Source organism: Vibrio sp. RE88, assembly GCF_013113835.1.
In the GTDB taxonomy this organism is placed as follows: Bacteria; Pseudomonadota; Gammaproteobacteria; order Enterobacterales; family Vibrionaceae; genus Vibrio.
Map to the genome: position 1 here is coordinate 105,807 of NZ_VTYQ01000003.1, position 13,506 is coordinate 119,312.

Genomic DNA, 13,506 nt, shown 5'->3' on the forward strand with positions numbered 1-13,506 from the left:
TTGCTGACGTTACTAAAAAATAGCCCAGCTTTGAAAGCTGGGCTAGGTTTAATCACACAATTTGTAGTAGTGCCTGTAAAGGATGCTTCACTTTGACATCCTCAAAGCGCTTCACCTGACTTCGACAGGAATAGCCGGTAATCAAGCAACGTTCCTTCGGCAACTGCTCTAGTTGAGGCTTCCAGCTCAGCCCATAAATGTCTCTCGACATCTGCAACTTATCGACCTCGTGGCCGAACGTTCCTGCCATACCACAACAGCCCACAGGAACCGTATTCAGGCGGGAACCAAAGTGCGAGAATATTGCTCCCCACTCTTTCTCTGCGTTTGGCATTTTGGTTTTCTCTGTACAGTGAGCTAGAAGATACCAAGGTTCTTCTGCACTTGTACCAGAAGCCTCAAACTCACCTAACCTAGGTTGCAGCCATTCATGAACCGTCAGCACTTCGAAATCACCACGCTTATCGCCAAGCACTTCGTTATACTCATCGCGATAGCAGAGCACCAATGCGGGGTCCACGCCAACCATAGACACTTCCAGATCGGCGACTTGTTGTAAGAACATCGCTGTGCTCTTAGCACTTTTGGCAAAACGCTGTAAGAAACCTTTCACGTGTTGAGCTTTACCATTAGGTTTGAAAGGCAGCAAAACCGGCGTTTTACCAAGTTTAGTCAGCAGCTTAGCAAAATCTTCCACCACTTCCGCATCGTAGTAGCTGGTAAATGGGTCTTGTACGATCACCACATGGTTCGCTTTATCTTCTTTAGACAAAGCCGCTAGGTATTGCAGATCAAAAGGTTGATAGTGCTGCAATCTCGACTTGAGTGTTGGCACTGACATGAATGGCGCATCAGTATAACCCACCGCAGAAGCTGTGAGACTTTGGACCCATTTCTGGTTGAGAACACCATTCACTAACTTCGGCGCTTTCGCCATGACAGGTAAAACTGATTCTATATTCGCGACCAGATAATCCTTTGCAGGACGCTGATAGCGCGAATAATAAATATTCAGGAATCTTGAGCGGAAGCTTGGTACATCTACCTTAATCGGACATTGGCTGGCACAAGCTTTACAGGCTAGACAGCCATTCATCGCTTCGTAGACTTCATGAGAAAAGTCATACTCATGACGCTTGTTTAAAGAATTACGCACTCTGTCCAGCATCGACTTGATGGATGACGTTTCTTCTAAAGCCTGCTTCTCCAAATCAAGAATATCCACACCCTGCTCTGTCAGCTGACGCAGCCACTCACGAACCAAGCCAGCACGACCTTTCGGAGAATGGCGACGATCTGCCGTCACTTTCATTGAAGGACACATTGGCGAAGATGTATCGTAGTTAAAGCAAAGGCCGTTACCGTTACATTCCATCGCCTGCTTAAAACTGTCTCGCACTTCAACGTCGATCTGGCGATCAAAGTAGCCGCGCTTTGTATCTGTGACTTTGACTAGTTCTTCTTGGCTCTCTAGTGGTGTACAGATCTTGCCGGGGTTCATCTTGTTGTAAGGGTCAAACGCCGCTTTTACTCGTCTCAACTCAGTAAAGAGCTCTTCACCGAAGAACTCTGGGCCATATTCTGAGCGGTAACCTTTACCGTGTTCACCCCACATCAAACCACCGTATTTAGCGACGAGCTTAACAACTTCGTCAGACACTTCATGCATCAAGGCTTCTTGCTTAGGATCGCACAAATCTAACGCTGGTCGCACATGAAGAACACCTGCATCAACGTGGCCAAACATGCCGTAACTGAGAGATTTGGAATCCAGTAGCTCTCGAAATTCAACAATAAAGTCGGCTAGGTTTTCAGGAGGGACACAAGTGTCTTCTGCGAATGCGACAGGTTTCGCTCTTCCTTTCGCTGCGCCAAGCAAGCCCACCGCTTTTTTGCGCATGTTGTAGATACGGCCAATGCTAGCCACATCGCTACATACCTGATAACCGATAATACCCGCTTGCTCGGCTTCCATCATTTCATCTAAGCGTTTAGTCAGAGCTTCGACCTGCTGCTCGACTTCCTCAACATCTTGGCCAGCATACTCCACCATATTGATGCCTTGCATATCTTTGCCTGGAACGTCAGTCAGCAAATCGCTGACGGTATGCCAGACAATATCTTGCTTAGCCAGATTGAGTACTTTTGAGTCGATGGTTTCTACTGAGAGCGCATTGGCTTCAACCATAAATGGCGCATTACGCAGTGCGGAATCAAAGCTGTTGTATTTCACGTTCACTAACGTGCGAGCTTTAGGGATTGGAGTGAGGTTAAGCTTAGCCTCAGTGATAAACGCCAAAGAGCCTTCTGCGCCACACAACACTCGGGTTAAATCGAAGCTCTGTGTCTCTTCATCCAATGCATTCTTTAAGTCATAACCCGTCAGAAAGCGATTGAGAGGTGGAAATTTCGCGTTGATTTGCTCGCGCTTGCTACGACAAACTTGCTCGGTCACCTGTAATGCTTGGTATGCATATTCGCCATCCTCAGGCTCCCCTTGAGACATATCCGACTCAAGCACAGAACCATCGGCAAATACAGCCTGCAAAGACAATACATGATCAGACGTTTTTCCGTATTTCAGTGAGCCTTGACCGGAAGCATCGGTATTGATCATGCCGCCCAAAGTGGCACGGTTACTGGTCGAAAGATCAGGCGAGAAAAAATAGCCATAAGGCCTGATAGCATCGTTTAACTGATCCTTAACCACACCGGTCTGAACACGAACCCAGCCTTCCTTTTCGTTGATCTCCAGCACCTTGTTCATATGGCGTGACAAATCAACCACGATACCTTTAGTCAGCGACTGACCATTAGTTCCTGTACCGCCGCCGCGCGGGGAAAAAGTAATACGTTCATATTGCGATTGGCTACTGAGCTTGCCGATTAAAGCAACGTCTTGAGTCGATTTCGGGTGAACAACCGACTGGGGTAATTGCTGATAAACACTGTTGTCAGTGGCAACAGCCAGGCGGCTTGAGTATTGGCTTTCGATGTCTCCGGAAAAACCCGATTGTCGGAGTTCTTCTAGAAAACTGAGTACGACGGGATCCACATCAGATTGAGAGTGTAATCTTGGTAACATTTGCTTCCTGCCCCTACTACGCTGATCCTATTCAGCATTGGGTTCAATACAATAAGTAATATTTTTTTGATTTTCGTCACTTTACAACATTTGAAAGGGTGAATAAAACAGAATTGCAATGTCAGAATGGCACTAATCGCAATTCTTACCCACACTTAGTAATTATACCTAGATTAGTAAGTGTCTTTTATGAGCGAATCATCAATGAAAAAAAATAAAATTATCACCACAGAAGATATTCTATTAAAGCTTTGCCAATCTGTGTCTGGCGTGCTGACTTCAGCAACAAGCTCCGATATTAGCTATTCAGCAATGGTGCAGAAAATCACAAAAACCAGCCTGAAACCTGACTTCGGGTGTTTTGTATTGTTTGACGGCGGTTTTTCAGGACTGGTTGTTATCAACTTTACTTCGAAAGCCGCTTTAGAGATTTACACAAATTACATGCGCAACATGGGCATGCCAGAAGAAGAATTAGCCGTACTGCACACCTCTGATGAAGTAGGCGATGTTCTCGGTGAACTTATGAACCAACTGGTGGGTGATTTTACTAACCAGGTGAGAAAAGATCTGCAAACGCATATCACTCAGAACCAGCCGAAAATGTTAACGCTGAACAAACAGGTGATCTTGTCGGTAGACACCAACTTAGATCGTCCACAAGCGCGTCGAGTTACCTTCTCCACAGAGAGCGGCAACATTTTCTACCTTGAGCTAGCGATGGACAAAACTGAGTTTATTCAACTAGAGGAATTCGAATCACACGAAGATGAGAGCCCAGATTCGATTCTTGAGCAAGCTCAGAAAAAGCTAACATCTAAGAAAGAAACGCCACAAGAAGAAGCCGATCCAAATGGCAGCGATCTACTCGATGAACTAGGTATCTAAACCAACTCCCTCTTCTTTCAATAAGCCGCTGAACAACAGCGGCTTTTTTGTATTTGTTAATGCTTTGTTTCGAAACAAATCTTCCAAGCGGACCATTCAAGAGTTTCGTTTTAATGTCAGAAGCGTTAAAATGGTCGACTTCGTAAAAATCAGTGAGATTTTCTGTTGTCGATGGATAAACAAAAAGCCCTCAAAAAAATTGCTAAGTGTCTAGAACTTGGTAACTCAGCCAACGTTAATGAAGCAGCGAATGCGATCAAAATGGCGCATCGCCTTATGCTTAAATACGGCTTAGACAAAGATGATATTGAATTCATCAAAATGGGCAAAACCAAATCGACACACTTACTGCCATCTAATGTCAGCTCGACCCTGCTTCGCATCATTCGGGGTATCAACACTAAGTTTGGTGTTGAGGCTGTGCTGACCAATCACAAAGGCCTAAAACGCGCCGAGTTCATTGGTGAAGCAGATCGTGCGATTTTCGCGGCATTCGCATTCGACATCATTTATCGTGAAATGAATGAGCAAACGGGCAAGTTCCGTAACAGTTTTGCGGGTACAGGTACTTCGACGGGTGAAGTTTCTCGACGGGTCAATTCGTTTGTGTCTGGCTGGGTCGAAGGCGCATTAGAAAAGCTGCCGATCATCAGCCCAGATGACGATTCAAACAAGAAAATCGACGACTATATCGATAAAGAGTTTAAGAACATCGACCGTGAAACGTTCAAGAAACAACTCAGAGAAGCGATGAAAAACCTGACCGAAGATTACGAAGTCGGTCTTAAAAAAGGCCGCTCAGTCTCAGTAAGCCGACCTATTGATGGCGCACAAGCCCCTAAAATGCTTCGCTAATTTCCTATCCTATTCCCATGATCTGGCTGAATTTCCACCACTTACGTTCAGCCAGCGTTAACATTCAGTCAATTAATATCTCCTCAATTGACATATATAACAGCAAATAGTTAATTCTGTTCCTCGCAAAAGTTCGCTTCTTTGTTTCATCCCTCGCGAACAAACGAATACTAAGAACACATGGAGATGTTTTCGTGAAAAAAATGACTTTAGCGCTAGCCGTCGCTATTGCCCTGTCCGGCTGTCAGGCAACTCAACGCCAAAATGCAACGACTGGTGAATCAGAAACCAACTCAGCGACCAGAGGTGCCTTATTAGGTGCTCTGGCAGGTGCGGCTGTTGGATTAGCAACTGGCGACGACGCGACTGAACGTCGTCAACACGCCTTAATAGGCGCAGCTGGCGGTGCCGCTGTTGGAGGCGGCGTGGGTTACTACTTCGATCAACAAGAAGCTGCATTAAGAAAAGAGTTGTTAGATTCGGGCGTTCAAGTCGAGCGTGTTGGTGAAAATCAGCTACTGCTACGTATGGAAAATGGCATTGGTTTCCAAACCAGCTCATACAACTTAGACCCAAGTATTCATAACACCTTGCGTGGCGTGGCTAAGATTCTGGTTGAGTACCCTGATACCAGCTTGGTGATCGAGGGGCATACCGACAGCACGGGCAGTGACACCACCAATCAGATATTATCTGAACGAAGAGCCGAATCGGTGCGCTCCTATCTTATCTCTCAGGGGGTTGCTTCCGGGCGAGCCATCGCACGTGGTAATGGCGAACGTTTCCCACTGTGCACGAACAGCACCTCAGAAGGCCGTGCTTGCAACCGAAGAGTCGAGATCAAGATACTACCTCTCAAATAATACCCGTGATTTTCTCGATGAAAATGGCTTCTCAGGAAGCCATTTTTTTATTTATCAGATAAATACATTACACTATAGTGCAGGTAAGCCAGTTTTAATGGACTAAGGAATATCTTGAAATTTATCAGCCTTTTATTGTTGTTATTGTCCCCTCTCAGTTTGGCAGAGTCGATTGAAGCTTTAACCGCTAAAGCTCAGAATGACGACATAGAAGCACAGGTCCAGCTGGCCAACCAATACCTCAATGGTGAAGAAACACCACCTTCACGAGGTGATGCCATTTACTGGTTTGAGCAAGCCGCTAACAATGGCAGTGCTGAAGCCATCGCCCAATTAGCCTCTCTTCACCTTCAGGGTGACAATAAGAACACCAAAGAAGCGATTTACTGGCTGACCCAACTCGCGGTAGCAGGTAACGTACAGGCTCAATTAAATCTTGGCAAAGTGTATGAAAGCATGCCTCACTCACCAGAAACACTGGATTTGGCAGAAGTCTGGTATCGAACAGCTTCGCCACAAAGTGAAGAAGCAGAGCAAGCCTACGGGAGAGTGTTGGAGAAGAAGTTCAACGCTCAGAGAGCGAAACAAGTTTCCTCAATTGGTCAGTTGGAAGTCGCTTTCGATGATTCCAGCATTCAACTAAGCCCAATCGCTAAGAGCAAATCCAGCTCTAGCAAGCGCAGTAACGACATCATCTATTCTTTGATTGGGCTTTCGACAATACTTTTTATATTGGCGATCTGGCTAGGCCGAAAAGTACGCAAGCTGAAAGCACAATCAACACTGTCACATAAAGATTTATCCTCCGAAAAACGTCAATTGGAATCTCAGCTAAAAGACAAAAATAACTTATTGAAACAACAGAAAAAGCAACTGGAAACACTGTACAAACAGTTTAAGAAAATTCAGTCTGCTCAAAGTCCTAGTGCACCCAAACGTCGCGCTGAACCTTCCGCACCAGAACAAAAGCTTTCTCTGGCCTGCGCTCTATTTGGATTTAAAGTCGGCGCAATTCCTGCCGAAAAAGATATCAAAGTCAGATATAAGCAGTTGTGTAAGATTTACCATCCAGATTTAAAAGGCAGTGATGAAGAAATGAAACGCCTTAATAGTGCGTTAAAAATCATTCTCACCAGTGTTAATAGATAGTTACAAATTAAAATACATTGAGTTTAAAACGCTCAAAGGTCTTATTTTTACTCACTTGCGCAATCGATCTCTCTCCCAGTTCACGTAACAAATAGTTAACTTACATTCCGCATGTATGTCATAATCTGCGCCGAAAATAACACCTGGTAAAACAAGGTGAGGAGAAATCTATGTTTACTATCGAAGGTATTTGCGACTGGTGCAAAAAACCTAGCCTGGTTACCAAACATGAGTATATTGATGGCCTCTGCCACCACTCTTGCAAAGAGTGTAACGACCTAGCAAAACTGGACGTTCGCCAGTTCAATATTGCAGAGAGCCAGCAACGTGAGCGCCGCTCTCAGTCATAGCAGCCGCAATTTGCTTTCTCGATGAGAAGAAACAGCCACCGTTTGACGGTGGCTTTGTTGTTTTAAGAGGCGCTGTTATTAGTTGATCACAGCGTCGGGTTGATTTTCAGGGGAAGCGGCCTGAAAAGCAGGGTGTTGTCTTAGTGACATTGTCACTTTATGAATAATTGGATAACGGCTCAGATCTACCTTGAATCGCTCTGCGTTGTACACTTGCGGAACCAAACATACGTCAACCAAACTAATGTCATCCCCCACACAATAGGCACCATGAGTCTCAGCTAGCTTCTTCTCTAAGCTATGAAATCCGACTTCAATCCAATGGCGATACCATTGCGATTTTTCTGCCTCTTCCACCGATAACTCGTTGGTTAGATATTGCAGTACACGCAAATTGTTGATGGGATGGATATCAACCGCGATATCCTGCGCCAAAGCTTTAACCACATACCGCTTTTGTTTATCCAAAGGCGTGAGCAAAAGACTAGGATATTGCTCATCAAGATAATCAATAATGGCAAGTGACTGATTAAGGCATACGTTACCATCGACAAGAACGGGAACCAGTTCGCTAGCGTTAAGAGACTGGAATTGGGCGGAGTGTTGCTCTCCGCCATTTTTGACCAAATGGATAGACTTCTGCGCATAAGACAGCTGTTTCAAGTTGAGTGCAATTCTCACTCTATAAGCCGCAGAAGAACGCCAGTATCCATACAACGTCATTTCAGACATCAGTATTTCACCACTTTCTGGTCAATAGAACCAAAAATAGAATCACCAAATGCGTCTTTCATTTCCATCTTGATTCGGTCACCAAACTTCATAAAACTGGTTGAAGGCTTGCCATCTCGAATCGTTTCAATCATGCGCACTTCTGCAATACACGAGTAACCCACGCCACCTTCAGCAATAGATGTGCCGTATTCCGTGCCTTGCTTATTTGAGACCGTACCCGATCCCACGATAGCACCAGCTGATAATGGACGGGTTTTCGCAGCATGCGCAACCAGCTCAGGAAACTCGAACGTCATGTCCACACCGGCATTGGGGCAGCCAAATGCTTCACCGTTATAGAAAGACAACAGAGGTAGAGTGACTTTACCACCATCCCATGCGTCACCTAATTCGTCTGGCGTTACGGCGACCGGAGAGAATACAGAAGAAGGTTTAGATTGGAAGAAACCGAAGCCTTTTGCCAACTCATTCGGAATCAAACCACGTAGTGAAACATCATTCACCAACATCAATAGACGAATCGAGCTCGCCGCTTCTTCCGAAGTCGCACCCATAGGTACATCGTCGGTGATCACAGCCACTTCACCTTCAAAATCGATGCCCCACTCCTCACTGCCTACAGGAATATCATCTCTAGGCCCGATAAACGCATCGGAACCCCCTTGATACATGAGTGGGTCGGTCCAGAAACTTGGTGGCATTTCCGCACCACGAGCCTTACGCACCAGCTCAACGTGATTAACGTAAGCACTGCCATCGGCCCACTGATAAGCGCGCGGTAATGGGGATTCACACTGATTTTGTTCAAACGGTATCTCGGCAACCAGTTTACCTTCATTCAATGCTTTATAGACCTCAGCAAGTTGAGGCTCTACTTTCGACCATTGGTCGAGCGCCGACTGCAAAGTGGTGGCAATATCTGGCACAGCCGTACATTTAGTCAGATCTTTACTGACGACGACCAATTGTCCGTCTCGAGTGTCATTTTTCAGGGTCGCTAACTTCATCATTGTTCCCTTTTATTCTTCTGGATGTGATTTCCAACTGTAAACGTATTCTGGGTTTTCTACTGCATGAGCTTCATCGCTAAAGTTTAAAGCGTGTCGGGAATCGATCATCACAGCAACTTCATCAGTAAATTTCTTCTTGTATTGCTGACCCGCTTTAAATGCTTTCGGGTGTGGGCCATGAGTAAAACCTGCCGGGTGGAAAGTCACCATGCCGGCTTCAATATTGTCTCTGCTGAAAAAGTCACCTGCATGATAGAAAAGCACTTCATCGTAGTCATCGTTGTTGTGATAGAACGGCACCTTAAGCGCACCAGGATCACTTTCAATCGGTCTTGGTACGAAGGTACAAACGACAAAACCTGCTCCTACAAACGTCGTATGCGCTGAAGGCGGCAAGTGATAACGATGCGACATTAACGGGCGGATATCACGCCAGTTAAGTTTCACAACAGAGAGATCACCGTGCCAGCCAATCGCATCAAGCGGGTTAAACGGATAAGTAATCACGCTCACTTGCTCGTGTCTTTTTACCTGAACTTGAGTTTGATTCTCCGAATACTGCGCTTTGAAATGATCATCAATTGAAGGAATTTCCAACACGGCAGGATCAAACACCGCATGATTACCAACCATACCTTTTTCAGGCAATGAATAAGCGGCATCGGTATTCTCGACCATTAGAATGAACATTGGCTCAGAAGGCTCTAGGCGCCAGTTGGTCGAGCGAGGAATCATCACATAATCCCCTTCGCCGACCTCTAGATGACCATAGTCACAATACAGATCCGCTTTACCCTGATGGATAAACAGCAGTTCATCCCCATCGGCGTTTCGTACAAGAAAATCCATCTTGTCTTCCATACGCCAGATGCGAATTTTACAGTCATTGTTATGCAAAAGATTCGGCACGACCCATGGTGAAACCTGTGCCGCTTTCTCAACCAGATTAAAATTGAACGCGCGAGGTCTTAACTCCCCTTCCCATTCCGTCCAACCTGTTGGTGCATGTTGGTGGTGAAAGTGAGCCGCTGGGCCGAAGAATCCGCTTCGGCCTGCTTCGCGCTCATAAATTGCGTCTTTCGGGAAGTCGGCGTGTGCCTGCTTGGAGCACACTCCCTCCCGGTGAGGGAATGTAATCCATTTATGCATCGCTCAATACTCCTCGACGAATCTGATCTTCTTCAATCGATTCAAACAGGGCTTTGAAGTTACCTTCACCAAAACCTTCGTTTCCTTTACGCTGAATAATCTCAAAGAAAACCGGACCAATTACCGTTTGGGTAAAGATTTGCAACAAGATGCCATCTTTCATCGGCGCACCATCGATCAAGATCTGCAGATCTTTTAGTTTCTCAACATCTTCCGTGTGGCCTTCTACTCTCGAATCGATTTTTTCGTAGTAAGTGTCCGGCGTTGGCATAAAGTCCATACCACGGTCGCGCAATGTTTGTACGGTTTGATAGATATCATCCGTTGTCATTGCGATGTGCTGGATGCCTTCGCCATTGTATTCACGAATAAACTCTTCAATTTGTGATTTGTCGTCTGAAGACTCATTGATTGGGATGCGGATTTTGCCACATGGTGCCGTCATCGCGCGGCTGACTAGACCAGTCAGCTTACCTTCGATGTCGAAATAACGGATTTCACGGAAATTACCGATACGCTCATAGAAACCAGCCCATGTATCCATGTTGCCCTGTTTAACGTTATGAGTTAGGTGGTCAATTTCATACATGCCTACATCCGCTTCCTTCAAGCGAGCTTCAGCATCTTCATAAAAATTGAAATCAACATCATAAATGCTCTGTTTTCCGTAACGATCCACGAAATACAGTAAGCTTTCACCGATTCCGTATACCCCTGGAATACTCAATTCCATTGGGCCGACTTCAGTTTTATACTCTTCTGCCCCATTTTCTATCGCATGTGCCATTGCAACACCGGCATCTTTAACACGAAATGCCATGCCACAAACCGATGGTCCATGAATTTTGGCAAACTCTTCAGCCTGGCTATGGGGCTGAGCATTGACGATGAAACTGATATCTCCCTGGCGGTATAGCCACGCTTCTTTCGAACGGTGCTTGGCTATCTCCGCGAACCCTAGAGAAACAAACAACGCCTTCAATTGCCCGATCCCTTCATCTGTCGCAGCGGTGTACTCGACAAATTCAAATCCATCAGTTCCAAGTGGGTTATATGCTTGAGTCATTGTTCTTCCCTCAGTGATTGGTTACGTCCTTTCTTATTAACTTGAACCAACTTGATGACTAAGGGAATAAAGCTGCTCTAAATCGCTCTGGATGTACTTTTAAGTTATTTTGTAAATAAAACGTAACAGAGCCAGGCCAAATCGTTAAGAGACTGAATAATATAAATTTATCACAAAAATTAGTAACATTTATTTTACATTCAACATATCAATTAGCAACTTCGTTGCCCATATGCACCATTTACTCGGTCAGCACTGCTCCGATTTGATAGATAAAATTAAACACATTGCCTAGCAATAAGTATCAGATTTATCTGAAGAATGAATAGATAAACCGAACACGTATAAATAGTAGAAATCTCACTTTTAGGCTCCCGAGATTTAAGCCATATAACCCCTCATTTATTGATTTAACTCAGAGATCGGAATCTACGGGCAAGGATATGGTAACGGCCTCTGTTCCCAAAAAGGTCAAATAACAATGAGTGAGATAAACCGTGAACGTCTGATAGAGCATTTCTTTCAGCTTATAAAGATCGACAGTGAATCACGTAATGAAAAGCAGATAGCTGAAACACTCGCAGAGCAGCTTGGTGCAATGGGACTCGCGGTGCACAAGTTACCCGTACCGCATCAAGTTTCCAATGGCTTTAACGTATATGCGCGCCTCGAAGGTAGCCTTGATGGCAGCATTGTTCTAAGTAGTCACATGGACACTGTCACACCGGGTATTGGCATTGAGCCTGTCATTGAAGACGGCATTATTCGTTCCAAGGGCGATACTATTCTTGGCGGTGACGACAAGTCAGGCATCGCTGCAATCATGGAAGCTATCCGCTGTATTCAGTCTGACGGATTGCCGCACAAAACCATTGAACTTGCCTTTACGGTTCATGAAGAAGGTGGTTTGTTTGGTTCTCAGCACTTTGACATGTCATACATCACGTCGGACAAAGCGATTGTTCTTGATACAGGTGGGCCAATCGGCACTATCGTCAACGCAGCACCAGGCCAACAAAAGATAATTGCGAAAATTAAAGGTAAACCAGCCCACGCAGGTCTAGCACCTGAAGAAGGGATTAGTGCTATTCAGGTCGCAGCGGATGCTATCAGTAAAATGAAGTTGCTTCGTATCGACAGCGAAACCACTGCGAACATTGGTATTGTGGAAGGCGGAAACGCAACAAATATCGTTATGCCGGAACTTAAAGTCGTCGCAGAAGCCCGCTCTCTAAATAATGACAAATTGGTTCAACAAGTGTCTCATATGATCGAGACTTTTGAGCACACATGCCAGCAACACGGAGCTGAGGTAGAGATTGAATCCTCCCGTGCATACAATGCATTTGTTATCGCAGATGATCACCCGCACATTGAGTCCGTTAAAGCATCATTTGAAGCCATTGGCGCCAAACCTTACACCAAAGGCACAGGTGGTGGCAGCGATGCAAATAACTTTAATGCGAAGGGGCTAACAACGGTCAACGTCTCGACTGGTATGGCAAAAGTTCATACTACTGAAGAATTTATCGCCATCGATGATATGGTAAAAATTTCACAGTTTGTGAAACATTACCTGACTCATTAATAATACCTAAATTAGAGCCAGCTTATATTTCCTGGCTCTACAACAAGCTATTTTGCTCAAATAACGTTCAACTCAATATCGATTAATATCTGATTACTTATTCCTTCATTATTTCGTAAGTGATTTATAGTCAATAATATTGATAGCATAAATATAGATTGTTAAACTGCGCCGTCTCAATAACAATACATTGCATATTAATGTTTATAAGAACTGCATTACTCATCGTCACTTGTGCTTTTTCATCGTTGTCACTCGCCCAAGCTTCAGAGAAAGGTACCACAGAACAAATTTATCATTCTGGAAGTAATTACTTAGCGGAAAGTTATGATGTATTTTCACCGGATAACAAAACATTTGAATTGGTTTTGAAAGATCTCGATTCAGACAAATGCTTGGTGTTCCAAAAAAGTGAGAAGTCAGATTTAGTCCGTGTCTATGCCACTAACCTGAATAAGAGCCACTACGTTACGCGGCCTATATCAGGCAAGATTCAAATTCGCTTCAGCGAAGACCCGAACCTCTATGACCTTACAACAAACAGACATTACATCAGACCAACGCTTACGCGGTTGAGTAAAGAAAGAGATGCTGAGTTGTTTAAAAGTTTAAGCGTACAGGAGATCATGTTTGTAAAGCTCGATGTATTAGGCAAAGAGCATGTATTGAAAATAAATATCGAGGATTTAGAAGAATTACTGAACATGGGGAGTTTTATTTAGAAGATTATATTTCCATCATCTCAGTGAGCTTATATAAAACACCCTA

12 protein-coding genes are annotated in these 13,506 nt (G+C 44.7%); 7 read left to right on the plus strand and 5 right to left on the minus strand.

All coding sequences use genetic code 11. The features are described from left to right. Positions 1 to 52 precede the first annotated feature (52 nt). A complete protein-coding gene (locus F0265_RS06390; RefSeq protein ID WP_171748261.1) occupies positions 53 to 3,085 on the minus strand; it encodes an FAD-binding and (Fe-S)-binding domain-containing protein in 3,033 nt (1,010 codons plus the stop codon). A 204-nt stretch (positions 3,086 to 3,289) separates the two neighbouring features. Between F0265_RS06390 and F0265_RS06395 the strand changes: the two genes are divergently transcribed. The 5 genes from F0265_RS06395 to F0265_RS06415 all read left to right on the plus strand — a co-directional run bounded on the left by F0265_RS06395 (position 3,290) and on the right by F0265_RS06415 (position 7,190). Next, complete coding sequence (locus F0265_RS06395; RefSeq protein WP_171748262.1) at positions 3,290 to 3,973, plus strand: DUF3334 family protein; 684 nt, start codon at positions 3,290 to 3,292, stop codon at positions 3,971 to 3,973. A gap of 171 nt (positions 3,974 to 4,144) precedes the next feature. Then, the gene (locus tag F0265_RS06400; protein ID WP_171340885.1) at positions 4,145 to 4,828 is read left to right on the plus strand and encodes a DUF2786 domain-containing protein; all 684 of its coding nucleotides are present in this window, start codon (positions 4,145 to 4,147) and stop codon (positions 4,826 to 4,828) included. 194 nt (positions 4,829 to 5,022) lie between these two features. Further along, on the plus strand, positions 5,023 to 5,691 hold the full coding sequence (locus F0265_RS06405; protein WP_171748263.1) for an OmpA family protein: 669 nt from the start codon (positions 5,023 to 5,025) through the stop codon (positions 5,689 to 5,691). Positions 5,692 to 5,805: 114 nt separating this feature from the next. Then, positions 5,806 to 6,840 (plus strand): SEL1-like repeat protein, encoded by a 1,035-nt coding sequence (locus F0265_RS06410; RefSeq protein WP_171748264.1) that lies wholly within the window; start codon positions 5,806 to 5,808, stop codon positions 6,838 to 6,840. 170 nt (positions 6,841 to 7,010) lie between these two features. Next, positions 7,011 to 7,190 carry a hypothetical protein gene (locus F0265_RS06415; RefSeq protein ID WP_006962007.1) on the plus strand — a complete coding sequence of 60 codons (180 nt, stop codon included), beginning with the start codon at positions 7,011 to 7,013 and terminating at the stop codon, positions 7,188 to 7,190. A 78-nt stretch (positions 7,191 to 7,268) separates the two neighbouring features. Here the strand turns inward: F0265_RS06415 and maiA are convergent, their stop codons facing one another. Genes maiA through hppD form a run of 4 tightly spaced genes read right to left on the minus strand, consistent with a single transcriptional unit; the run spans position 7,269 to position 11,150 of the window. Continuing rightward, the gene (gene maiA / locus F0265_RS06420; RefSeq protein WP_171748265.1) at positions 7,269 to 7,922 is read right to left on the minus strand and encodes a maleylacetoacetate isomerase; all 654 of its coding nucleotides are present in this window, start codon (positions 7,920 to 7,922) and stop codon (positions 7,269 to 7,271) included. Continuing rightward, positions 7,922 to 8,932 (minus strand): fumarylacetoacetate hydrolase family protein, encoded by a 1,011-nt coding sequence (locus F0265_RS06425; RefSeq protein WP_171748745.1) that lies wholly within the window; start codon positions 8,930 to 8,932, stop codon positions 7,922 to 7,924. The genes maiA and F0265_RS06425 overlap by 1 nt, the downstream gene beginning before the upstream one ends. 12 nt (positions 8,933 to 8,944) lie before the next feature. Further along, a complete protein-coding gene (locus tag F0265_RS06430; protein WP_171748266.1) occupies positions 8,945 to 10,084 on the minus strand; it encodes a homogentisate 1,2-dioxygenase in 1,140 nt (379 codons plus the stop codon). Beyond that, a complete protein-coding gene (hppD, locus tag F0265_RS06435; RefSeq protein WP_019275649.1) occupies positions 10,077 to 11,150 on the minus strand; it encodes a 4-hydroxyphenylpyruvate dioxygenase in 1,074 nt (357 codons plus the stop codon). The genes F0265_RS06430 and hppD overlap by 8 nt, the downstream gene beginning before the upstream one ends. A 481-nt stretch (positions 11,151 to 11,631) precedes the next feature. On the opposite strand from hppD, the gene F0265_RS06440 reads away from it, so the two are divergent. Both F0265_RS06440 and F0265_RS06445 read left to right on the plus strand, forming a co-directional pair. After that, positions 11,632 to 12,738 carry a M20/M25/M40 family metallo-hydrolase gene (locus F0265_RS06440; protein ID WP_171340883.1) on the plus strand — a complete coding sequence of 369 codons (1,107 nt, stop codon included), beginning with the start codon at positions 11,632 to 11,634 and terminating at the stop codon, positions 12,736 to 12,738. A gap of 200 nt (positions 12,739 to 12,938) precedes the next feature. Next, a complete protein-coding gene (locus F0265_RS06445; protein ID WP_171340882.1) occupies positions 12,939 to 13,460 on the plus strand; it encodes a hypothetical protein in 522 nt (173 codons plus the stop codon). Positions 13,461 to 13,506 lie beyond the last annotated feature (46 nt).